Source organism: Paraburkholderia acidipaludis NBRC 101816 (assembly GCF_000684975.1).
Lineage (GTDB): Bacteria > Pseudomonadota > Gammaproteobacteria > Burkholderiales > Burkholderiaceae > Paraburkholderia > Paraburkholderia acidipaludis.
Genome location: NZ_BAXZ01000029.1, coordinates 23,056 through 45,610, shown reverse-complemented (window position 1 = coordinate 45,610; position 22,555 = coordinate 23,056). Strand labels below are relative to the sequence as shown.

At 65.2% G+C, this 22,555-nt stretch carries 23 protein-coding genes; 10 read left to right on the top strand and 13 right to left on the bottom strand.

Annotated elements, in window-relative coordinates; all coding sequences use genetic code 11:
• Nucleotides 1-11 precede the first annotated feature (11 nt).
• The 3 genes from BAC01S_RS32675 to BAC01S_RS26560 form a co-directional block, all read right to left on the bottom strand.
• Nucleotides 12-707 carry a DUF2968 domain-containing protein gene (locus BAC01S_RS32675; protein ID WP_052408849.1) on the bottom strand — a complete coding sequence of 232 codons (696 nt, stop codon included), beginning with the start codon at nt 705-707 and terminating at the stop codon, nt 12-14.
• A 35-nt stretch (nt 708-742) separates the two neighbouring features.
• Nucleotides 743-994, bottom strand: coding sequence for a hypothetical protein (locus BAC01S_RS34885; RefSeq protein ID WP_245616687.1), 252 nt, complete (start codon nt 992-994; stop codon nt 743-745).
• 116 nt (nt 995-1,110) lie between these two features.
• Nucleotides 1,111-1,431: a hypothetical protein gene (locus BAC01S_RS26560; RefSeq protein ID WP_027797496.1), complete on the bottom strand. Its 321-nt coding sequence runs from the start codon at nt 1,429-1,431 to the stop codon at nt 1,111-1,113.
• A 413-nt stretch (nt 1,432-1,844) separates the two neighbouring features.
• Between BAC01S_RS26560 and BAC01S_RS26555 the strand changes: the two genes are divergently transcribed.
• Together BAC01S_RS26555 and BAC01S_RS26550 are read left to right on the top strand one after the other, a co-directional pair.
• Nucleotides 1,845-2,498 carry a hypothetical protein gene (locus tag BAC01S_RS26555; protein WP_156954548.1) on the top strand — a complete coding sequence of 218 codons (654 nt, stop codon included), beginning with the start codon at nt 1,845-1,847 and terminating at the stop codon, nt 2,496-2,498.
• Nucleotides 2,499-2,624: 126 nt separating this feature from the next.
• Nucleotides 2,625-2,810, top strand: coding sequence for a hypothetical protein (locus BAC01S_RS26550; RefSeq protein WP_027797494.1), 186 nt, complete (start codon nt 2,625-2,627; stop codon nt 2,808-2,810).
• Between the two features lie 28 nt (nt 2,811-2,838).
• Here BAC01S_RS26550 and BAC01S_RS32670 read toward each other — a convergent pair whose 3' ends face one another.
• The 6 genes from BAC01S_RS32670 to BAC01S_RS26520 form a co-directional block, all read right to left on the bottom strand.
• Nucleotides 2,839-4,278 carry an efflux transporter outer membrane subunit gene (locus BAC01S_RS32670; protein ID WP_043203785.1) on the bottom strand — a complete coding sequence of 480 codons (1,440 nt, stop codon included), beginning with the start codon at nt 4,276-4,278 and terminating at the stop codon, nt 2,839-2,841.
• On the bottom strand, nt 4,275-5,258 hold the full coding sequence (locus BAC01S_RS26540) for an efflux RND transporter periplasmic adaptor subunit (RefSeq protein WP_027797493.1): 984 nt from the start codon (nt 5,256-5,258) through the stop codon (nt 4,275-4,277). The genes BAC01S_RS32670 and BAC01S_RS26540 overlap by 4 nt, the downstream gene beginning before the upstream one ends.
• A gap of 1 nt (nt 5,259) precedes the next feature.
• Nucleotides 5,260-5,472, bottom strand: a complete 213-nt coding sequence (locus BAC01S_RS26535; RefSeq protein ID WP_027797492.1) for a DUF1656 domain-containing protein — start codon at nt 5,470-5,472, stop codon at nt 5,260-5,262.
• Nucleotides 5,473-5,509: 37 nt separating this feature from the next.
• Nucleotides 5,510-7,651, bottom strand: a complete 2,142-nt coding sequence (locus BAC01S_RS26530) for an FUSC family protein (protein ID WP_027797491.1) — start codon at nt 7,649-7,651, stop codon at nt 5,510-5,512.
• A gap of 19 nt (nt 7,652-7,670) precedes the next feature.
• Nucleotides 7,671-8,126 carry a MarR family transcriptional regulator gene (locus BAC01S_RS26525; protein ID WP_027797490.1) on the bottom strand — a complete coding sequence of 152 codons (456 nt, stop codon included), beginning with the start codon at nt 8,124-8,126 and terminating at the stop codon, nt 7,671-7,673.
• A gap of 184 nt (nt 8,127-8,310) precedes the next feature.
• The gene (locus BAC01S_RS26520) at nt 8,311-8,997 is read right to left on the bottom strand and encodes an HAD family hydrolase (protein WP_027797489.1); all 687 of its coding nucleotides are present in this window, start codon (nt 8,995-8,997) and stop codon (nt 8,311-8,313) included.
• A 213-nt stretch (nt 8,998-9,210) separates the two neighbouring features.
• Between BAC01S_RS26520 and BAC01S_RS26515 the strand changes: the two genes are divergently transcribed.
• Nucleotides 9,211-9,969, top strand: a complete 759-nt coding sequence (locus tag BAC01S_RS26515) for a class I SAM-dependent methyltransferase (RefSeq protein WP_027797488.1) — start codon at nt 9,211-9,213, stop codon at nt 9,967-9,969.
• Here BAC01S_RS26515 and BAC01S_RS26510 read toward each other — a convergent pair.
• Nucleotides 9,966-11,222: a pyridoxal-phosphate-dependent aminotransferase family protein gene (locus BAC01S_RS26510; protein WP_062859424.1), complete on the bottom strand. Its 1,257-nt coding sequence runs from the start codon at nt 11,220-11,222 to the stop codon at nt 9,966-9,968. The two genes, BAC01S_RS26515 and BAC01S_RS26510, sit on opposite strands and share 4 nt — an antisense overlap.
• 975 nt (nt 11,223-12,197) lie before the next feature.
• Here BAC01S_RS26510 and BAC01S_RS26500 point away from each other — a divergent pair.
• From BAC01S_RS26500 to BAC01S_RS26475, 6 genes are all read left to right on the top strand, one after another.
• The gene (locus BAC01S_RS26500; RefSeq protein WP_027797486.1) at nt 12,198-13,328 is read left to right on the top strand and encodes a branched-chain amino acid ABC transporter substrate-binding protein; all 1,131 of its coding nucleotides are present in this window, start codon (nt 12,198-12,200) and stop codon (nt 13,326-13,328) included.
• A 135-nt stretch (nt 13,329-13,463) separates the two neighbouring features.
• Nucleotides 13,464-14,390, top strand: coding sequence for a high-affinity branched-chain amino acid ABC transporter permease LivH (livH, locus tag BAC01S_RS26495; RefSeq protein WP_027797485.1), 927 nt, complete (start codon nt 13,464-13,466; stop codon nt 14,388-14,390).
• A 7-nt stretch (nt 14,391-14,397) separates the two neighbouring features.
• Entirely contained in the window at nt 14,398-15,669 is a 1,272-nt protein-coding gene (locus tag BAC01S_RS26490) for a high-affinity branched-chain amino acid ABC transporter permease LivM (RefSeq protein ID WP_027797484.1), read from the top strand.
• Nucleotides 15,666-16,436 (top strand): high-affinity branched-chain amino acid ABC transporter ATP-binding protein LivG, encoded by a 771-nt coding sequence (gene livG, locus BAC01S_RS26485; RefSeq protein WP_027797483.1) that lies wholly within the window; start codon nt 15,666-15,668, stop codon nt 16,434-16,436. Before BAC01S_RS26490 ends, livG begins: the two co-directional genes overlap by 4 nt.
• The gene (locus tag BAC01S_RS26480) at nt 16,436-17,137 is read left to right on the top strand and encodes an ABC transporter ATP-binding protein (RefSeq protein ID WP_027797482.1); all 702 of its coding nucleotides are present in this window, start codon (nt 16,436-16,438) and stop codon (nt 17,135-17,137) included. The genes livG and BAC01S_RS26480 overlap by 1 nt, the downstream gene beginning before the upstream one ends.
• A 278-nt stretch (nt 17,138-17,415) precedes the next feature.
• Nucleotides 17,416-18,006 (top strand): DUF4337 domain-containing protein, encoded by a 591-nt coding sequence (locus BAC01S_RS26475; RefSeq protein ID WP_027797481.1) that lies wholly within the window; start codon nt 17,416-17,418, stop codon nt 18,004-18,006.
• A gap of 46 nt (nt 18,007-18,052) precedes the next feature.
• Here the strand turns inward: BAC01S_RS26475 and BAC01S_RS26470 are convergent, their stop codons facing one another.
• Entirely contained in the window at nt 18,053-18,496 is a 444-nt protein-coding gene (locus BAC01S_RS26470; RefSeq protein WP_027797480.1) for a hypothetical protein, read from the bottom strand.
• A gap of 177 nt (nt 18,497-18,673) precedes the next feature.
• On the bottom strand, nt 18,674-19,144 hold the full coding sequence (locus tag BAC01S_RS26465; RefSeq protein WP_027797479.1) for a DUF2501 domain-containing protein: 471 nt from the start codon (nt 19,142-19,144) through the stop codon (nt 18,674-18,676).
• Nucleotides 19,145-19,727: 583 nt separating this feature from the next.
• Between BAC01S_RS26465 and BAC01S_RS32665 the strand changes: the two genes are divergently transcribed.
• The gene (locus BAC01S_RS32665; protein ID WP_052408848.1) at nt 19,728-20,822 is read left to right on the top strand and encodes a transposase; all 1,095 of its coding nucleotides are present in this window, start codon (nt 19,728-19,730) and stop codon (nt 20,820-20,822) included.
• Nucleotides 20,823-20,909: 87 nt separating this feature from the next.
• On the opposite strand, the gene BAC01S_RS26455 is transcribed toward BAC01S_RS32665, so the two are convergent.
• Complete coding sequence (locus BAC01S_RS26455; protein WP_027797478.1) at nt 20,910-22,430, bottom strand: mannose-1-phosphate guanylyltransferase/mannose-6-phosphate isomerase; 1,521 nt, start codon at nt 22,428-22,430, stop codon at nt 20,910-20,912.
• Nucleotides 22,431-22,555 lie beyond the last annotated feature (125 nt).

Sequence of the window (22,555 nt, the reverse complement as noted above, 5' to 3'; positions counted from 1 at the left end):
AGCCCCTGGAATCAATCACCGCGCCCCGGGAAGCGGCGTATCGCTTTGGCGTGGGTTTGGCCGATCTGCTGGAGCAACCGCTGGGCACGCCCAAGCTGAGCGTGGGCCCCCATGCGCTGTGCCTTTAGCCGGCCGATTTCCGTGTGTGCTTCCTGCCGCCTGTTGGCCACCTCCTGCTTCAGTTCCGCGTTACGCCGCACGTCGCTATGCACGCGCTCGAGCTGGGCTTCGGCTTCCGAAAGCGAACGTGTGATCTGTGCATTTTCGGCAGCGAGTTCGGCGCGCTGTGCTTCCTCTTCCGCCAGACGCGTCACCTGGTTCACCAGATATTGGAACTCCGCTTCGGCAGCGCCGCGGATAGCGGTTTTGCTTGCGCGCCAGAGCCGGTTGTCTACGTGCAGCGTGGTATAGAAGTTCCGTTCGTCGCTGTGGAAATACAGGGTAGCCGCGTAGTCAAAGGAGCAGTACTGGCGAAACGTCAGCAGGGCTGCCGCTGTCTCGAGTCGCTCGACCTCTTCAATACTCGCAGCCACGATGTTGGTGTAATCGGGGCGTGCCCGCGTGACGGGTACGGCATGCAGCCGACCTATGCGATCCCCGATTCCGATCACGGGCTGCAGGTGCGAGCCTTCCGGGCCGGCATTCTGCGTTTGATCCGCAGTGTCGGCTTCGGCCGGGACTCTGTGTAGCTTGACTAGATTGTCCATGGGTGCGTATCCCGCTGAAAAGCGGGACGGTAGAGTCAACGGGAGGGCGATGGCTTCGCCGGCTTTTTCGCGTCTGCGGAGCGAACGAAGTTGCGCAGAGGGATATTGGTCGCGGGTTCGAAGACGAATACCCGCTCGATCAGGGAATCCCGGGAATGAAAAGCCAGAGGATTCTCAATGCGCAAACGCGCGACGAGCGCGTCGATGGCTTCGATTCTGCAATCGCCCTCTTGTAGCTGGAGAGCGGTTTCTATCAGAGCAGTACGTTGTTCACGCGTCAGATACACGCTTGTTTCCTTCGGGTCTTTCCGTGCAGCAGATCAATCGGGACAGCGGGGCACGTGAGCGCGATGCCGGTTGGGCATCGCAGTTGCACCACCCCCTGGAGGGCGAGCGGTCCGCGTTATCGCGGACCTGCGATCAGTGCCACGCCGAGCCAGATACCGCCTAGTAGACCGAGTGCTCGTCCTGCCAACGTAGCGCGGCGGATTTTCTGGCGAAACCAGCGGTCGCGGCGGACCGCCTGCACGACGGTGGAAACGACCAGTTCGCCGAACAGGAGCGCTGCAGCGGCGGCGACCGCTGGAGCCGTGACCACCAGGATGTCCGGATCGACCGTCGCGGGAATGCCAAGACACTTGAAACCCACGACGACGATGGCGGTGATCGCCATGCTGACCAGAATCTCCTGAGCGCCCCGGCCGAACAAGTCGATAGGGTTCACGGCGATCTTCCTAGTCGAGCAGAAAGGTAAATGCCGAAAGCGCCAGGAATACGACGAATATGCCGAAGAAGGTCACGCCAAACAGGACAAACAGGCCGGGGTGATGACGCTTCAGATCGGAAAAAGGACCGTTCCAGCGCGTGCGGGACGTTCTATTCGTGTCTCGGCTATCGGACCTGACTGCCGAATGCGTTCCGAGTTTGAGTCGGGAACTATCAATTAAGGAAAATGGGCTCACAACGTATCTCTGCGTCTATCTCTTTCAGTAACGAGATGAGAATAGCAACGTTGTCTGGAGCGCTGTGTAGGACAAGTTCCAAACTGTGGCTACGCGTAGGCCGTTCACGCTGGGAGCACGCGCACAAAAAAGGGTCAATCATTTATATCGCAGAACGAAATTAAAACCAGGGAAATTGAGAATCGCCATTGTTGAGCAATCTCAACTTTTAACAATGGCTATCACTGTGGCGAATCAAACTCCTGTACGCTCCGGTCTCGCCATATTTCCTTGTTTAAAAGCGACCCAAAACGTGATCAACTCACGAACGCTCACGCCCGCCAGTGACACCCGCTACTACGTCCAGTCCACCCCGTCCTGGGGATCCGCTGCACGCCAATCCAATTCGCCTACCCGTGTGGAAGACTTCGAGGTCATCCACCGGCACACCGTCGAAGAAGTGGAAGGTCTCCGCAAGAAGATAGAACGTCTTGACACGGAGATCACGCAGGCACATCTCGACAGGCAGGCTGCCGAGATCAAGGTCCATCGTCTCGCGGCGCTGATCGAGGAACTGCGGGGGTTAAGCGCCGGGGTGCCGACAGTGAGCTCGCCCCACTTCAGCGCGGAGCCGGAAATCGTGGCGCCTCAACAACCGGGGGAATCGTCCCGGTTCCGTCCCGGCGTGTTGTTGATGGTTTTTCTCGTCGTGCTGATTGCTGTCGTACTGCTTGCCGCATTCGCTTACGACGGGAATGTATGGCATGGTCTGACAAGCTATTGCTCGGACCACGCCGATTCCGTATTCAAGGCACTGTGCTCGATGGCGGGCACGTCGCCTCATCGCTGATCTTGCCGGATGGGATCGAGCGTCTGCACTGCCGCTTCGAAGCGAGCAATGGCGGCTCGATCGGCAGCGGAGGTATCTTCAGGCCACCGGTTGCCTGATTTCACCGACGGCGAGACTTGATCGATCATGGGAACGCTGAAAGTCGTCGAAGACGTGTTCGTAGGGTTGACGGTCGCCATGCTGTTCGTGTTGGTCGAACTGAGCGCGACTAACAGTCTCACAAGCATGCGGCGTAACGAACTGCCGGATCGAGCTACCGGCTGCAATGGCGCGCGCGAGAAGGATCCCGCTGGAACATCCGACTCCCCTTGAAGCGCACCATTGCCATTGCCATGCACCCTTACTTCGAGTCGGGCGCCTGCCATCCTCCACCCAGCGCGAGAAAGAGCTTCACCTGATCGAGGGCCACCTGTCCCTCTGCCGCCGCCACTTGAGCGTGCGCGCTCGTGACCGTGCGCGTGGCGTCGAGGTCGGAGAGGAACGACTCGCGTCCGGCCACGTACAGTCGATGCGTTTCGTCTGCCGACTCCTGTGCCGAAGCGTAGGCCGCGACCAGGGCTTCGGTGCGCTGGTCGTCGGCGGCATAGGTCGCGAGGCTCGTCTGCGTTTCGCGTAGCGCGTTGAGCACCACGCCGTCGAAGTGGGCGAGCGCGCCGCTTGTCGCAGCTTGCGCTTCCTGCACGCGCGCGCGCTGGCCGTTGACGGGAAAGGTCCAGCTGATTAGCGGTCCGAACGACCAGCTGTTGGTCGCCGGCCCGAACAGGTCGCCCGTCACGCCTATCGTGCCCACACCCGCGCCGAAGCTGATCGACGGATAGAGCTCCGCTGTCGCCACGCCAATGCGCGCCGTGGCGGCCGCGAGCTGCCGCTCGGCCTCGCGCACGTCGGGACGCCGCTTGAGCAGGGCGGCGCCGTCGCCCACCGGAATCGGCTGCTTGAGCTTCGGCAACTGCGTGCACGAGAGCGCGGCGGGCGGCAGGTCGGATGGCGCGCGGGCCAGCAGCATGGCGAGCTGGTATTGCGCGATGCGGCGCTCACCTTCGAAGCGCGGGATGTCGGCCGCGACGGTTTCGGCCTGGGTCTGGCCGCGCGTCACGTCCGGCTGATTGCCGCGGCCCGCATCGCGCAGCCGTTTCGTGAGCGCCACGCGCTCCTGTTGCAGCTTCAGCGATTCCTTGGCGACGGCGAGTTCCTCCGCGGCCGAGCACGATTCGACGTAGGCCTGTACGACGTCCGCGACCACCGTGATGCGCGCGAGGTCGGCAGCGGCGAGAACCGCGTCGTCGTCGGCACGCGCGGCTTCCACGCCGCGGCGCAGCTTGCCGAACAGATCGAATTCGTAAGAGACATTCACGCCAAGGTCGCCCAGGGTGGCGACGGGCACTTTGCTGAACAGCAGATATTGCTCGCCCGACACCTGCGCGCGCTGGAACGCGGCACTCGCGCCGCCCGAGAAGCCGCCCTGTTCGTTGGCGACTTCGACGGCCGCGCGCGAGCGCGCGAGATTCGCCGCCGCCACGCGCAGGCTCGTATTCGACTTCAGCGCTTCCTCCACGAGATCGTCGAGCACGGGGTCGTCATAGAGTCGCCACCACTGTGCGGGCACGTCGCCCTGTGTGACGGGCGCGTTCTCCGCGCCTGCAATCGGCCCTTGCGCGAGCGGCGCGTTGATGGCCGCCTCCTGCGGCAGCTTGTAGTTCGGGCCGACGTTCATGCACGCGCCGAGCGCAAGCGCTATCGGCGTGAGCGCGAGCGCGCGCCACAGACCGCGGCGCGTCATTGCGAAGCTCCGGTAGCGCGCGCCGGGCCCGAGGCGCCCGATGCGGCTTGTGCTTCCACGGCGCCGCTCGAAGCGCTCGCGGCGCTTGCACCGGCAGCCTTCTTCTTGTCCTTTTCCGGCTCATGCACCGAAACCGTCGCCGTGCGCCCCGCGATCATGCGGAAGTCTTCGGGCACCTCGTCGAGCGCGACGCGCACGGGAATGCGCTGCGCGAGCCGCACCCAGCTGAAGGCGGGATTCACGTTCGGCAGCAGGTTCGTGCTCGGCTGGCGGTCGCGGTCCTCGATGGCGGCGACGATGCTCTGCACGTGGCCGCGCAGCGGATGCGGCTCGCCCATCACCAGAATATCCACGGGCTCGCCGATATGGATGCCGGAAAGCCTGGTTTCTTCGAAGTAGCCGTCCACGCGGAACGAATGCATGTCCACGACCGAGAGCTCCGCGTGGCCCGCCGAAACATATTCGCCCACGCGCGGCGCGCGGTCGTTCAGATAGCCGTCCACCGGGCTCACGATCGTCGTGCGCTGCAGGTTCAGGCGCGCGGTGTCGACCTGGACCTGCGCGTCGGCCACCGTGGCTTCGCCTTGCTCGACACGCGTGCGGCTCTCTTCGAGCGTTTCGCTCGCCACGAGGTTGCCGAGCTTGAGGTTGCGCGCGTACTCGCGCTTCGCCTGCGCAAGCGTTGCCTCTCGCTGCTCGAGTGCGGCCTGCGCGAGCCGCAGCGCGAGCGTATAGCGCGCCTGGTCGATCACGAACAGCACCTGGCCCTGCTTCACCTGCTGGTTGTCCACCACCTGCACGGAGGTGATGAGGCCGCCTACGTCGGGCGCGACCTGGATCACGTCGGCGCGCACGCGGCCGTCGCGTGTCCACGGCGAGAACATGTAGTAGTTGACGATGCGCCACAACACGAGCGCGGCGACCACGACGACGATGAGCGTCAGCAGGATCTGTCCTGCGGAGAACCAGGTTTTTTTCACGTTAGTAGGGCATGTAGCGATGCGAGACGATGACGACGGCGGCCAGCACGAACACGTAGATGCCGAGGTCGAAAATGGAACGGTGCCAGACGAGCCGGTAGAAGCCGATGCGCGTGAGCACCTTGCCGATCACGACGTTGATGAGGTACGCGATCAGCATGAGCACGAGGACGGCGGGCACGAACACGCCGAGAATGTCGATTTCGCCGATCATGATTCGGACTCCGGAAGGGATGCGATGGAACGCGCGCTCATGCCTTGGCCTCCACACAGGCCTCGGGGGGCTGCGCGGCATTGTGCGGGAAGAGCGACAGCCGCATGCCCACGAGCGCGTGCAGCGTGTCGCGCAGCCAGCGCTGCGAGGCGTTCGCGCGCCGCGCCTCGCCTGCGGGCGTGCTGCCCGGCGTCGGGGCGGCAGGCATGGACGGCGCGGCTTCGTGCGTGAGGACGCGGCCGAACGCTTCGTCGATGGTATCGCGCAGCGCCTGCGGCGCGGGCTCGCGCACGCTCTTTTCGGCACATCGCGCATAGTAGGCGCTGACGTCGGCCAGTACCCGGTCGATCGCCGCCGGCACGTCGCCGGTGAGCTTGTGGCGAGAGCGGCGCAGGTCGAGCGAGTTCAGCGCGATGCGCAGGTCGCGAAAGCTTTCGATCGACGGATGGCGGTGCTCGTCCGAGGCCGCGAGGCGCGGGAGCAGCTGCATCAGGCGATCGAGCATGCGCGAGGCGAGATTGCGCTGGTCGTCCAGAGGCGCCGACGAGGCGGCGAGCGCGACGTCGCTCCAGCTGGAGCGCAGGAGGCGCCGCGCGGCGAGCTCGGCTCCGAAGGGGCGTGTGGCGCGCGTCCAGAGAAAAGCAAAGAGCAGGCCGGCAACACCCGCGAGATTGCTGTTCAGGAATACCAGGAAATCGGCCTCGTAAGCGCTCTGAATGCTGATGAAGGTGGCCGTGTTCACGGCGACCAGCATCGTCACCATGTTGAACTGCGGGCGCGGGATCAGCGTGCCGACCAGGATGAAGGGGCCCGCGAACATGATCACGAGCATTTCGAAATCGTGCACGTTCGGCAGTACGACGAAGAGATAAAGCCCCGCGAAGACCACGCTGGCGCAGGTGGCGGCGAAGAACTTGAAGACCATCGGCGCCGGCTCGTCGAGCGCCGCGAAGAAGCTGCAGGCCACGGCCGCGAGCGAGACGGCGCCCGCGCCGTCGTGCCATCCCGAACTGATCCACAGCGCGCTCGCGACCACGATCGCGCTCACCGGCACGAGGCACGAAATGAGCATCATGCCGCGGTCGAAGAAGCGTTCGGTGCCGCCAAGGCGCCAGTGCCGGTAGCGCGGCAGCCAGGAACCCGCTTGATGCGCGATCAGCGCGCGCAGCGTGCGGCAGTCCTGCCACACGTCGATCACCTGGCCGAGGCGCCACAGCGCGTTCGAGAGCACCGCGCCCTCCCAGCTGGCAAGCGCCTCGCGTCCCGGCTGCAGCGCCTTGATGCGCGCGCGCAGTTCGTCGGCGACCGGGTCGTCCGCTTCGACCTGCATGTCGGCGGCGCGTTTGGGCAGGGGGGCGTCGAACCACTTCGCGGCGTCGGCGAGCAATGCGTCGAGGCCCTCGGGACGGGCCTTCAGTTCGAGCAGCAGCGCGACGAGCGGATCGGCCAGCGCCGACATCATCGGCAGGAATAGCTGCATGCGGCCGCGCAGCGATTCGGCGCGCTCGAGGATTTCCGGATGCGTGTGGTCGTAGCTCAGCTGGCTCAGCAGGAATTCGAGGCCGTTGACGGTGGACGCGAGCCGCTGGCGGCAGGCCGAGAGCGCGGTGCCCGCGAGATGGCCCGAGAGCGTTTCGCGGCCGTAGAACGCGGCGTCGCGGAACCAGGCGTCCGCGCGCTCGATGAGCGTGGGCGCAAGACGGCTCGGCAGGATGACGCTGCCCACCACGCTTGCGCAGACGATGCCGAGCGTGATTTCCTCTGTGCGCGTGATGGCCACGTTGAATATGGTGGCGGGATCGGTCACGGTAGGAAGCGCGACGAGCGGCATCGTGTAGCCCGCGAGCATGAAGACGTAGCTGCGCGCGGTGCGGTCGGAGATCGCGAGGAAGAGTAGCGTGCCGGTCCACAGCGCGACGATCACGCTGAAGAGGTACGGCGTCTCCACGAAGGGCGGCACGAGCAGGATCGCGGCGAAGGCGCCCAGGGCCGTGCCGAGCGCCCGGTAGAGCGCCTTCGAGCGCGTTGCGCCGACGAACGGATTCGAGACGATATAGACGGTTGCCATGGCCCAGTAGGGCCGCGGCAGCTGGAAGTAGAGCGCGAGGTACAACGCCAGCATCGCGGCGGCGAAAGTCTTGACGGAGAAGAGCCAGTCGCGCACGGTGGGGTAGGTCATGACGCCGTTCACTCCGCCTTTACGCGTCGCGTGCGGCGTCTGCCGCTTCGGATGCGTTGAACGCGTTCAGCACCCGCAGGGCGGCTTCGAGGTCGGCGCGCGTCACGCCCTTGAGGACGCGTCCGCGCAGCGAGCGCAGATCGTCTTCCATCTTTTCGGTGACGGCGCGGCCGGTGTCGGTGAGCGTGATCGTTTTGGCGCGGCGGTCGTCGGAATCCTCGTCGCGGCGCACGAGGCCTGCGGTGCAGAGCTGATCGAGCAGGCGCACGAGCGAAGGCCCTTCAATGCCTACGTGCTCGGCCAGCGTGACCTGGCGCACCGCTTCGCCAAGGCGCCCGGCCGTGAGGAGCGGCGCGGCGCAGGCTTCGGAGACGTTGTAGGCGGCAAGAACGCCATGGCTGGTGCGGCGCCATTTGCGCGCGGCCACTACGAGCGTGCTGCTGACGGCCAGACGTAAAGTATGAAGATTAGACATCGGCGGGATGATGGCGGAATGCGATTTGGTAGCAAACTATCTTTTCCGGCTGACGACGCCATCGTCGGATGGTAATCGAGTCGGCGCACGGATGGTTCGTAAGTGAGCGGCGCGTGGCAATGTGCAGGATTTGCGCGACGGTCATACGCACTACCTGCGCGCTCCACACGGGCTGCGGCCGTGCTTAGCCGGCGCGCCAGCGCGCGAGCAGCGCGGGGAGTTCCGCCATGTCCGTGAAGACGTGAGCGACGCCTGCCTCCAGCAGGGCGCGGGCGCTGTCGTGGCCTGGCGCCGGCGGGCTGTAGCCGAACACCGTGGCGCCGGCGGCGAGACCGGCGCGCGCGCCCGTCACCGTGTCCTCGATGACCGCGCAGCGCGCGGGCTCGACGCCGAGTCCGGCCGCGGCCGCAAGGTAGACGTCGGGGTGCGGCTTGCTGCGCTCCATCTCGTGGCCGCTGAAGATGCGGCCTGCGAAGCAGTCGAGGAGGCCTACCTTGCGCAACTGCAGCTCCACCTTGTGGCGGTCGGCGCCCGAGGCGAGCGCGATGCGCCCGCCGAAGGCCGCGTGCACGGCCCGCGCGGCGGCCGGTGCGCCCGGAATTTCGACGAGGTCGCGCGCGAGCGCCTCGTTGCGGCGCGCGCGAAAGCCCGCGAGCCAGGCTTCGTCGATGGTGACGCCCGTATGCGCCGCGATGCGCGCGGTCTCGTCCTTCACCATCTTGCCCACGAAGATCTGCATCGCTTCGTCGACGCTCAGCGTCCAGCCCAGCTCGCCCAGCATCGCAACGAGCACCTCATGCGTGATGCGTTCGGAATCGACCAGCACGCCGTCGCAGTCGAAGAGCACGGCGTCGAAAGGAAGGTGGGACATTGTAGGTTCGGGCAGGGTGTGTGAGGGTGGCAGGCCGAGCCGCGCGCGGCCCGGTGCAGTTTGGCGCAGTTCTGCGCAGTTCTGGATGGAGCGCGATGATAACCGGAGTCCGTACAACGTGCGAGGCGCGTGCGCAGGCCGCGCAGTGGGGACTGGAGCAAAACGCGGAAAACGCGGGACAATGGCGTTCTCCCTGAATTCCCGCGCCTTCCGATGCCTGCCGACCCGCCGCTGCCTCTTGCCGACCCGAACGAATTGCCGGGGCGCGCGAACTACACGCAGTTCGCCGACCGCTATGCGCAACGCGTGGCGGACAAGCCCCACAACGCGCTCTACGAGCGGCCCGCCACGGCGGCCCTGCTGGGCGAGGTCGCCGGGCTCGCCGTGCTCGACGCGGGCTGCGGGCCCGGCTTCCTCAGTGCGAAGCTGGCGCGCTCGGGCGCGCACGTGCACGCGTTCGACGTGACGCCGGCCATGATCGAACTGGCGAAGGCGCATTGCGAGGGCTTGCCGGTCGAGGTGACGCTGGGCGATCTTGGCCGGCCGCTCACCTGGCTCGCCGACGGCACGTTCGACCGCATCGTCTGCTCGCTCGCACTCGACTACGTGGAAACGCTCACGCCGGTGTTCGCCGAATTCCGCCGCGTGGCGAAGCCTGGCGCACAGCTGGTGTTTTCGATGGCGCACCCCATGCGCGACTGGATCGACACGCGCACGCGCGGCGCGCGCAGCTACTTCGAGACCACGCGCTTCGGCCTGCACTGGGGCGGCTTTGGCGAACCGAAGCCGTGGATCGAGGCGTTCCGGCGGCCGCTCGCGGACATCGTCAATAGCCTGGGCGCTGCCGGCTGGGTTCTCGAGCAGCTCGTGGAGCCGCGGCCGGCGCCCGAAATGCGGGCTGTCGCGCCGGCGTTGTACGCCGAGCTCGAACGCTCGCCCGCGTTCCTCTGCATGCGTGCACGGCGGGCTTAGCGCACGCTCGTGGACAGCGACGCTTCCAGCGCCGCTACGCCCGCGGGCAGGTCGACCTGGCCGCCCAGATCGCGGATCGTGCGGCCGAGCGCGTGCACGGTGCGAAAGAGATTGTGGTCGCGGCACTGCTCGCCCATCTGGCCGATGCGAACGATAGGCAATCCGAACGATCCCGCGATCTCCACCTGATGCTGGCGCGAGATGTGTTCGCAGACGGCGCGCGGCGCGAGCCCTTCGGGCAGCGCGATGCCCACGACCGAATTCAACCGGCAGTTCCCGGGCGCATAGAGCGCGAGGCCGAGCGCGCTCACGCCGCTCTGCAAGGCGAGCGACGAGCGTTGATGGCGCGCGAAACGCTTCTCCAGCGTTTCCGTGCAGACGAGCCGCAGCGCCTCGTGCAGCGCCAGCACGCCTGAGACGGGTGCCGTGTAGTGATAGCCCGCGTTGTGCCAGAAGTTCTCGGCGAGCGTGGCGTCGAGGCACCAGTGCGTGTTCGGCACGCTGCGCTCGCGCACGCGCGCCCAGGCCGCATCCGAGAATGCGATCAGCGAGACGCCGGGGATCGACGAGAGGCCTTTCTGGCCGCCCGTGATCACGACGTCGATGCCCCAGGCGTCCATGTCGAGCGGCATCGTGCTCAGCGTGCAGACGGCGTCCACCACGACGAGCGCGCCCGCCGCCCTCGCAAGCTGCACGATCTCTTTCAACTGGCGGTTGCAGACCGTATTCGACGTTTCGCCATGGACCACGGTGACGACGGCGGGCCGCGTGCGCGCAATGGCTTCGGCCACGGCGTCGAGCGAGGCGATTTCGCGGTCGGGCACATCGAGCGTCGTGACCTCGGCGCCCACGCGGCGCGCCATCTCCGCCATGCGGTGGCTGAAGAAGCCGTTCACGATGGAGAGCACGCGGGTGCCCGGCCAGGCGAGGTTCGAGACAGCCATCTCCATGGCGGCCGAGCCCGGACCCGCCACGCCCAGCACCCAGTTCGAGCGCGTCTGGAACACGTAGCGCGCCATCGCCTTCACCTGATGGATCACGCGCGCCATGGTGTCCCCGAGGTGATTGATCACGACCGAGTTCGCCTGGGCGACCGCGGCGGGAATGGGCACCGGGCCGGCGCCCATCATGAGCAGCGGCTCGTCGGGCAGGATGTCGTCGAGCGAGTCGACCGCGGGGCAGGGCACCGGCGCGGAGTGCGCGGGGGCGCCATGCGGGTTGGCGGAGTCGGGATGAAGCGCGATTTCGGTCATGGGGAATGCTTGGTGGGGAGGTTCCAGCCCAATGCGCGGATGCGAGGCGGAAGGAGCAGTGTTGTCTTGCAAAGGCCGCATGGCCATGTACAGTTTGCGCGAATTCCGCTGAACAGTCACGCGGCCCGCGAGGCCCCGCGCGGGCGGCAGCCGGTCGGGCTGCGCGAAGCGCGGTCAGCCTGGCAGCAACGCGTCGCCGGCGAGCGCCTCATGATTATGGGTGCCGGGGCATGGGATTTTTAGATAAGGGGGTGGCGGAGACGAAAATTTTCCTGATTTCCGACAGGAAAAATGGGCTGGCAGGAATGAACGAGTTGGAGGGGTAAGTAAATAAAATCGAACTTTCCGTTTAAATGAATTTGTAATAATTCTCTTTAAAATCAAAGGGTTGCCGATATAATTATTTAGGGTTTTCCACTATTAATATTATATTGGCGCAGGGGTGTGTGCCAAGAATGGTTCGCCATATCAAAAATTACGGTTGCCGGCAGGGTATTTAATGTGAATTAAATTTTGCCCACACTTCCTGTAATTTCCGATTATCTATCCTCGCGAAGCCGCGCCAGCCGGCGCTCGGCGGTGCAGCACCCGTTTTCCCCAATATTTTCAACATGTTTCATCCATCCAGACTCTATTGGCCGTCGCCAATACTCGCCGGGATATCGGAATAAACCCTTGGTTGCGACCGCAATCGTTTATTGATAGCATCCGCGGGGTCGCTGATTGAGTCCGGACCACCTTTCCGGTACGAAATGCAGTGAACGGGGCAGGCAGATCGCTTGCGCAATAGAGGCGGTATCCATCCAGTCTCTCCGAACTCGGCCGCTACAAGGCGGTTGATACATGCCGGGCCCCGTTACGTCTTTTCTTTGGCCCGTCCTTGTTGTTCTCCTCGGCAAGTCCCCTGGAGTGCTGTTCGTTTGCGCAGGTCAATCTGCCTGACCGGTTGACCCGAAAACAATCGAGGAGCTCCAGATGACGCCGTTCTCTCGCCTTACCCGCCTTACCTCCGTTTCTCTCGCCGCCGCGCTGCTCGCTTTGGGTGCATCCGCCCATGCCGACACCGTGAAGATTGCCATTGCCGGTCCGTTCAGCGGCCCGGTCGCCCAGTACGGCGACATGGTCAAGGCGGGCGCGCTCACGGCCATCGACCAGATCAACGCCGCCGGCGGCGTGAACGGCCAGAAGCTCGAAGCAGTCCTGATGGACGACTCGTGCGAGCCGAAGCAGGCCGTCGCCATTGCGAACAAGATCGTCTCGCAGCACATCCAGTACGTGGTTGGCCACGTCTGCTCGGGCTCGACGATCCCGGCTTCCGACATCTACGAGAACGAAGGCGTGGTGATGGTCACGCCGTCGGCCACGGCGCCGCAGCTCACCGAAGGCAAGAAGCGCCAGTTCATCTTCCGCACGATCGGCCGCGACGACCAGCAAGGCCCGGCCGCCGCCGCGTACATCATCAACAAGGTCAAGCCGAAGAAGGTTGCGATCCTGCACGACAAGCAGTCCTACGGCCAGGGCATCGCCACCTCGGTGAAGGCCGCGCTCGACAAGGCGCACATTCCGGTCGTGGTCTTCGAAGGCATCAACGCGGGCGATTCGGACTACTCGGCAGTTGTCACGAAGCTCAAGTCGCAGGGCGTGGACTTCGTCTACTTCGGCGGCTATCACCCGGAAATGGGTCTCCTGCTGCGCCAGTCGCGCGAGCAGGGCGTGAAGGCCACCTTCATGGGGCCTGAGGGCGTGGGCAACAAGGACGTGACCGCCATTGCCGGCCCGGCTTCGGAAGGCATGCTCGTCACGCTGCCGGCCGACTTCGCCTCCGACCCGGCCAACGCGAAGCTCGTGAAGGCGTTCGCCGACGCGAAGCGCGACCCGAACGGCCCGTTCCAGATGCCGGCCTATGCTGCGGTCGAAGTGATCGCGGACGGCATTGCAGGTGCGAAGACCACCGATCCGACCAAGGTTGCGCAGTACCTCCACCAGCACGCGTTCGAGACGCCGATCGGCAAGGTCGAGTACGACGCGCAGGGCGATCTGAAGTCGTTCCGTTTCGTCGTCTACACGTGGCACAAGGACGCCACGAAGACTGTCGCCGCCAACTGATTCCGGCGCGTGGTCTCTACGCCCCGTTCCCCGTCGCGACGGGCGGGGCGTCTTTCGATCCGGGCCTGATCGGGCCGAATCTGGCCCAGCCGGTCCCGTCGGCCCTTAACGGCCTTGTTGCCGCGAGGCTTACGCATGAATGATTTTCTTCCGCAGTTCACCCAGCAGCTCGTCAACGGGCTCACGCTCGGTGCGATCTATGCGCTGATCGCCATTGGCTACACGATGGTCTACGGCATCATCGGCATGATCAATTTCGCTCACGGCGAGATCTACATGATCGGCGCCTACGTGGGCCTCGTCACGCTCACGGCGATCGGCACTTCGGCGGGCTATCCGCTGCCGCTCGTGCTGGGCGCGGCGCTCATCGTCGCGGTGGTCGTCACCGGACTCTATGGTTTCGCGGTCGAGCGCGTGGCGTATCGGCCGCTGCGCGGCGGCCCGCGCCTCGTGCCGCTCATCTCCGCGATCGGCATGTCGATCTTTCTGCAGAACTACGTGCAGATCGGGCAGGGCGCGCGCGACGTTTCGGTTCCCGAACTGATTTCGGGCGCGCTCGAATTCAACATGGGCGGCAACTTCGAGGTGACCATTCCTTATGCGCGCATGCTGATAGTCGGCGTGACGCTCGTGCTGATGGTCGTGCTCACGCTCTTCATCGGCCGCTCGCGCATGGGCCGTGCCTGCCGCGCCTGTGCCGAAGACATGAAGATGGCCAACCTGCTCGGCATCGACACGAACCGCGTGATCTCGTTCACGTTCGTGCTCGGCGCAATGCTGGCCGCCGTGGGCGGCGTGCTGATCGGCCTCACGATCGGCAAGCTCAACCCGTATATCGGTTTCGTCGCGGGCATCAAGGCCTTCACGGCGGCCGTGCTGGGCGGCATCGGCAGCATTCCGGGCGCGATGCTCGGCGGCGTGCTGCTCGGTCTTGCCGAAACCTTCGCTTCGGGCTACATGCCGGCCGAATACAAGGACGTGGTCGCATTCGGCCTGCTCGTGCTCGTGCTGCTGTTCCGTCCCACCGGCCTGCTCGGCAAGCCGGACGTCGAAAAGGTATGAGGTCGATATGAGCCAGACTGTTTCGGTTCGCGTGGCCGCGCAGGGCCCTTCTTCGTCGCAGACGGTGAAGGGCGCGTTCGCGGCGGCCCTCGCCACCCTCATCCTCACCGCGCCCATTCTCGGCCTGCAGCTCACGCTCGACGGCTACCAGGTGGTGCTGCAGCAGCATTGGCGGCCCGTCTGGGTCGCGGCGGCGGTCGTGTTCGTGTTCCAGCTCGTCAAGCCGCTGTTCCAGCGCGCCGCGAGCAACGTGCGCCTGCCCGCGTTGCCTGTGCTCGGCGCACGGCAGCAGCGCATGGCGATCTGGGTGCTGCTCGCGTTCGGCCTCGTGTTCGCGTTCGTCGGTTCGCGCGGCGCCGTGGACGTCGCCACGCTCGCGCTGATCTACGTGATTCTGGGCCTTGGCCTGAATATCGTGGTCGGCTTCGCGGGCCTGCTCGACCTCGGCTACGTGGGCTTCTACGCCGTGGGCGGCTACACCTACGCGCTGCTCAACCAGTACTTCGGCATGAGCTTCTGGGAGTGCCTGCCCCTCGCGGCGCTCGCTTCGGCCGCGTTCGGTTTTCTGCTGGGTTTTCCGGTGCTGCGCCTGCGCGGCGACTATCTCGCCATCGTCACGCTCGGCTTCGGCGAAATCATTCGCCTGCTGCTCAACAATCTCACGAGCATCACGGGCGGCCCGGACGGCATCTCGGGCATTCCGAAGCCCACGGTGTTCGGCTACGAGATGGCGCGCCACGCGAGCGTGGACGGCGCGAAGACGTTCCATGAGCTGATGGGCTGGGAGTACAACGGCGAGCACATGGTGATCTATCTGTATCTGCTCGCGCTCGTGCTGGTGGCGTTCACGCTGTTCGTTACGGGGCGTCTCCTGCGCATGCCGATGGGCCGCGCGTGGGAAGCGCTGCGCGAGGACGAGATCGCGTGCCGCTCGCTCGGCCTGAACCCCACGCGCGTGAAGCTTTCGGCGTTCACGCTGGGCGCTTCGTTCGCGGGCCTCGCCGGCGCGTTCTTCGCGGCGCGCCAGGGGCTCGTCACGCCCGAGTCGTTCACGTTCATCGAATCGGCGCTGATTCTCGCCGTGGTGGTGCTGGGCGGCATGGGCTCGCAACTGGGCGTGGTGCTCGCCGCCATCCTGTTGACGGTGCTACCCGAAGTGGCGCGCGGCTTCGCCGAGTACCGGATGCTGATGTTCGGTCTGGTGATGGTGCTGATGATGATGTGGCGTCCTCAGGGCCTGCTGCCCGCGAGCCGTCCGCATGTGGAGTTGCCGCGATGAGCGCAGAACAGTTGTTGAAAGTATCGGGCCTGCAGATGCGCTTTGGCGGCCTGCTCGCGGTGGACGGCATCGACTTCGACGTGCGTGCCGGCGAAGTGTTCGCGATCATCGGTCCGAACGGTGCGGGCAAGACCACGGTGTTCAATTGCGTGGGCGGCTTCTACAAGCCGACTGCGGGCGATATCCGCCTTGAAGGCCGGGCGATCACGGGCCTGCCGAGCCATCAGGTGGCGCGGCGCGGTCTCGTGCGCACCTTCCAGAACATCCGTCTCTTCAAGCAGTTGACGGTGCTGGAGAATCTGATGGTCGCGCAGCACCTCAAGGTGAACCGCAACATTCTGAGCGGCCTCTTCACGACGCCCGCGTACCGGCGCGCCGAGCGTGCCGCGCTCGAGCATGCGGCGCAGTGGCTCGAACGCGTGGGGCTCAAGCAGGTGGCGAACCGCGAAGCGGGCACGCTTTCGTACGGGCATCAGCGCCGCCTCGAAATCGCGCGCTGCATGATCACGGGCCCGCGTCTTCTGATGCTCGACGAACCGGCCGCGGGCCTCAACCCGCAGGAGAAGATCGAGCTGCAGCAGATGGTGGACGGATTGCGCAACGAGTTCGGTATTTCCGTACTCCTGATCGAACACGACATGAGCCTCGTGATGGGGGTTTCGGACCGCATTCTCGTGATGGAGCACGGCAAGCCGATCATGATCGGCCAGCCTGAAGCCGTGCGCAACGACCCGCGCGTGATCAAGGCATATCTCGGAGAGGACTGATGCTGAAGCTGGAACAGGTCCATACCCACTACGGCGCGGTAGAGGCGCTGGCGGGCGTGTCGATCGAAGTGAACAAGGGCGAGATCGTTACGCTGATCGGCAGCAACGGCGCCGGCAAGACCACGCTCATGATGACCGTGTGCGGCACGCCGCGCGCGTCCTCGGGCCGCGTGACGTTCGAAGGCGAGGACATCACGCGCAGGCCCACGCACGAGATCATGCGCCTTGGCATGGCGATCTCGCCCGAGGGGCGCCGCGTGTTTCCGAGCCTGACCGTGCTGGAAAACCTGCAGATGGGCGGCTTCTTCGCCTCGCTGCAGGAGATCGAGGCAGGCCTCGAGCACGTCTTCAAGCTCTTTCCGCGTCTCGAACAACGCGCGAAGCAGCGCGCGGGCACGATGTCGGGCGGCGAGCAGCAGATGCTCGCGATCGGCCGCGCGCTGATGAGCCGTCCGCGCCTCTTGCTGCTCGACGAGCCCACGCTCGGACTCGCGCCGCTCGTGATCGCGCAGATCTTCGACATCATCCGCACGATTCGCGACGAAGGCGTCACGGTGTTCCTCGTCGAGCAGAACGCGAACAAGGCGCTCAACGTGGCCGACCGCGGCTACGTGCTCGAAACGGGCCGCGTGGTGCTGGCCGATAGCGCCGACAATCTGCTCGCCAACGACAACATCAAGCGGGCCTATCTGGGCGGCTAGGTGGCCGGTCAAGGCACGTGCAAGCGGCCCGCGGAATCTCCGTTCGTCGAACGGCGGTTTCGCGGGCCGCTTCTTTTTGCGCGTCCGGCAAGGGGCCATGTTGGGCGCCGCGAATCCTTCGTTTCGCTTTCTGTTACATAAACCGCGCATTTTTTGTTACGACAACGCCTGGTGCGGACTGGACAAGTGCGCCGCGCTCACGATAATTGACGCTCCCGAAATGCATGAGCGCGCCCGGCCGGCGCGCGCCTGAGCGGGTTTTATCGGAGAGTGTCTGGATGTCTGATGAGTATGAAGTGCACGGGCCGCACGATCACGCGGTCGCGCACGCCGCCGGTCACGGCGCGCATGGGGAAGCAGACCCGTTTGCGAGCCGCATGGCGGTGATGACCGCGATCCTCGCGTCGATCGGCGCCATCTTCGCGTACCAGAGCGGGACGAGCGAAAATCTCGCGCTCTATTACAAGAACGAAGCGGCGATCCTCAAGACGGAGGCCGCGAACCAGTGGGCGTATTACCAGGCGAAGGGCGAGAAGCAGAATCTCGCGGAACTGGGCGAGGCGCTTTCGGGCAATGCCGGCGAGGCGCATAACCGCTTCGCCGCGGACGCCGAAAAATATCGCCAGCAAAAGGAGCCGATACGCGCGCAGGCCGAAGCGCTCGAGAAAGCCGTGGCGCAAAACGATGCGCGCAGCGAGGGGCTCATGCACGGCCATCATCGCTGGGCTCAGGCCACCATGGCCATCCAGATTTCCATCGCGCTCACGGCGATCACGCTGCTGACGCGGCGCCGCTGGCTGCAGTACACGTCGATCGGCATTGCAGTGGCGGGTGCGGTGCTCGGCACGATGGCTTACTTCGGCGCTTGATGGGCGAGGGCGGAGGGGTATTGGGCGCGATTGACGGGACCCGACCCTAGCCGCCGCAGACAATGGCCGTGAGCATGAACGGCACGACGGTTTGCACCGTCGCGACGCTGTTGGCCTCGCGCAGGCGCAGCCGCACCGAGTCTGCGGGGGCGGAGACCACCACGCCGTAGAGCGGCGAGTCGATCTCCTTGCCGGAGCCATGATGGAAGAGCGCATCGTCGCGCTCGTAGCCGACCACCACGTAAATAGGAAAGCCGAATGCGCTCAACTGCCCGCCGTGCGCCGGGCGGAACGCGTTGACGGAGTTCGCCTCGACCCGGCTTGGCCGAGGGTCGATCGACTTCTCGTCGATCAGCGACGAGATGAAGGCGTGCGGGTTCGAGCGGCAGTCGAATTGCTCGTCGAGGCCGTCGGCATGGGCGAATGCCGGCGCCAGTATGGCGGCGAGGCCTGCGAATAGTGCGAATGCGGGAGTCCGGCGTTTGCTCATGATCGTGACACGATTGCTGCACAACACCCCGAATGCCCCATTCGACACCCGAACACCGTTCATGTTCAACGACGCGGCACATAAATTGCGCCGCAGTGCGCGCGAACCCACATCCGGCACGCGCGCAGCACGCCGGTGGCGCCGAAACGGCAGGCGCCACGGCCGCCGCCGGCGGGGTTACAGCATCGATTTCCCCTGGGCGAGGATTTTGTCGCAGACCTGACGTGTGGCCGCTTCCTTGAGGCCGCCGCCCGAAAGATCGACCTGCGAGCCGCTGCCCGAGGTCAGGATGCCGTTGCTGCCCTGGGTGTAGCCGCTATCGGTCGTATTCGCGCCGCCCGGAAGCTTGCTGAGCAGCGAGTTCTTCACACCGCTCGCGCTGTCCGCACTGAGGTAATTGTTCTTGATGCAGTACTGGAGCAGGCCGGTGACGTTGCCGAGGCTGCCCGATGTGAGTGATGAGCCCCCGGCGAGCGAGCCGAGGCCGCCGGACCCGCCGCTGCCGCCAAGCGCGCCGAGCGCATTGCCGGCCGAGCCGCTGTTGCCGCCCTGGTTCAGCAGATTGCCGAGCTGGGCATGGGCCACGCCCACGGGTAGCGCGAGCGCGATTGCAAGTGTGGCAAGGGCGCGAGGTACAGACGTTTGCATACTCCTTCCTCCATTGTGTAACAGATGCCTCGTAATATAGACGGATTCGGTTTATGGAAACACGAACGTGCGCACGCATCGCAACACGCTGCTCCGCGGGGCGAGGTGCAACCGTGGCATGCACGGGTTTCATCATCGTGTCATTTGTTGCGGGCACAACATAATGCAGGAGAACCAGGCATTGGTCAGTCATTGCGCATGCACGTGAAGCAGGCCACTTGCATACCGCATGAAGAGGGCGATGCGAGCTGGATTAGCGGGAAACATCGTGCTTACAGGCGGTTTCAGCAATATTCACGCCGTACGATGAGGGACTTTGTTTCTAACCGTAACACTTATTACGGCCCTCCTCATCGGCTGGTTTCAGGTGGTATGCTTCCTGCACAAATTCTCCCCTGCACGAGTGAGACCACGTTCTTTGCGTCAATAACGTGAACACGCGCACTGCCCGAGTGCAGCGTAAGGCGCAAATGAATCCGGTAGATAAGCATATGGTGCAACCGGGCATTCCAACGCGGACAGCCACGATCCGCGCGTGAAGGTCCAGTCACAGCAGCCCCGGTCCGGCTGCGCGGAGAACAGCATGAATTTCGAAGAACTAAGCGACGACGAATGGATGATGGTGTCCTCGTTCATCGCCGATGAACCGCCTATACGGCTCAATCGTCGCGGCCGCCCCCGCGCCGAGCCGAGGGTGGTGGCCAATGCCGTGCTCTGGATTTTGACCACGGGTGAATCGTGGTCGCGCTTGCCCGCACGTTATCCGTCCGGGCCCACGTGCCGCCGTCGCTTCGACGAATGGCACGTGAGCGGCACGCTGGGCGAGATCGTTCAACGTCTCACCCAGGTCGGGCGTCAATTCGTTTATGTCCCGGAGCCCGCGCCTCCTGTTTCACAGGCTGCGGCGCTGCCTGCCGTCGAAGCCGAGCAAACTGCCGAGGACGATGGCCTGCCCGCCGTCTACTGGAAGAGCCCCGAGGCCTGGCAGGCGCCGGTTGCGGCGTCGGCTCCGGCTTTTGCCGATCCGATCGAGAGCATGACGCGCCAGCTCGCGTGTACGGATCCGGTCGAGCGGGCGAGGTCCGACCGCGCGGATCGCGCGCCGGCCGTGTGCGTGCGCGCCGACGAAGTTGCGGCGGCCCCCGCGGTTTTGCCGACCACGCAGGCGCTCAGCGCACCGCACGACGAAAGTCCCGCGGCCGCGCGTCGCGTATCGGGTGCGAGCAGTGCAAGTGCGCCGCAGCCCGTGCAGGTGGCCGAGTGGCGCGGCTACGTGATGAACCTCACCGTGCAGCCCGTGCGCAACCGCATGTATCGCGCAGCGGTGGAGATTCTCAAGGATGGCAGGCGTGTCGAGCGCTCGGGTCTGATCGGGCCGCCGTTCCAGGATCGCGAAACGGCCAAGCATTTCGCTTATGACTGGGCGCGCAAATGGATCGAACGGGAGTGCTGTGATGCGTCGCATACGGCGTCCGCGGCGCGGCGCAGTACGGTCGTGACGCGTTCCGCGCCGCCCGCGGGCGGCAACGTGCGCCTCGCGCCGCTGCAGCGCTATACCGCTTCCGGCACGCTGCTGCCCGGCGCCGAGGTTCGCGATGCGGACACGGCTGCATGCAGCAACGAACGCCGTACCGCCGAGCCGCATTTCAGGCCTCACGCCAGAACGCACGCAGGCTGACCGCTTGCATCTGTGCGAGCCGCCGGTACGAGCCACGGCGGGACAAGCGCCGCGCGCGGGGCGCGGCGCTTGCACTCGCGGTTGAGATCACTGCCGCCCATACTGATCGTCGAGGCGCACGATGTCGTCCTCGCCGAGATACGAGCCCGATTGCACTTCGATGATCTCGAGCGGCATCTTGCCCGGATTTTCCAGCCGGTGCGCCACACCCAGCGGGATATAGGCCGATTCGTTCTCCGACACGATGAAGCGCTCTTCGCCGCGCGTGACGAGCGCCGTGCCGCGCACGACGACCCAGTGCTCCGCGCGATGATGATGCATCTGCAGTGACAGCCGTGCACCCGGTTCGACGACGATACGCTTCACCTGGAAGCGTTCGCCCCCGTCGACGCAATCGTAGTAACCCCACGGGCGATGCACGAGGCGGTGCGTGTGCGCCTCGCTGCCGCGTTGTTCGCGAATGCGCTGCACGACTTTCTTGACGTCCTGCGCGCGCGAGCGGTCCGCCACGAGCACGGCGTCGGGCGTTTCCACGACCACGAGATCCCGGGTGCCGAGGCAGGCGACGAGACGCCCGTCCGAGTGCGCGAACGTATCGCTCGCCCCTTCGAACATCACGCGGCCTTGCGCCACGTTGCCTTCGTCGTCCTTGTTCGAGATCTGCCAGACCGTGTCCCAGGACCCGAGATCCGTCCAGCCCGCCGCGAGCGGCACGACCACGCCGTGCGCCACCGAGGGGTCGCTCGCGAGCGGCTCCATGACCGCATAGTCGATCGAGTTCGAAGGCGCGCGCTCGAAGGCCTCGCGCTCGACGCGAAAGAAGTCGCCGTCGTGCGTGCCGTGCTCGGTGGCTGCCGCGCACGCATCGTAGATCGCGGGCTGGAAGTGACGGATGGCGGCGAGCCATGTCGAGGCGCGCATGATGAAGATGCCGCTGTTCCACCAGTAGCGCTGCGAAGCAACGTACTGCTGAGCAAGTTCGAAGTAGGGCTTCTCGACGAAGCCGTTCAGGCGCCGCGCGCCGCCGGGCTCGGCCGCAGCCAGCGGCTCGCCCACGTGGATGTAGCCGTAGCCCACTTCCGCGCGCGTGGGCACGATGCCCATCGTCACGACATGACCCGCCGCCGCGTGACGCACGCCTTCGGCCACGGCGGCCTGGAACGCGTCGAGATCGGCGAGCGCATGATCCGCGGGCATCACCACGAGGATGCCGTCCTGCTGCTCGCTCACCACCGAGAGCGCGGCCAGCGTCAGTGCCGGCGCGGTGTCCCGCCCCGCGGGCTCGAGAATCAGACGGGCGCGCTTGCCCACGCTGCGAACCTGCTCGGCAGTCGTGAAGCGATGCTCTTCATTGCACACGATCAGCAGTTGATCGGTCAGCGCGACGCGCCCGGCCAGCGCGTCCAGACGCGAGGCTGTCTGGGCGAGCAGCGAATGCTCGCCCACGAGGTTGATCATCTGCTTGGGATGCTGCTCGCGCGACAGAGGCCACAGCCGCGAACCGGCGCCGCCTGCGAGCACCACAGGGCAGACCTGCAACGCGCTGCGCGAACCGGCACGGACTTCGGCCGCGCGCATCGATACCGTTGCGGAACCCGTATCCGTCATCTCGTTCTCCTGAAAGGGGTTTCGGTCCAGCGATTTGTAGCATGCTTAAATCGGTAATAAATCGGAATGCAAATAAGAAATCGGAAAATATTCTTTTCAAATAAAGTTGATGCCATTAAGGGCGC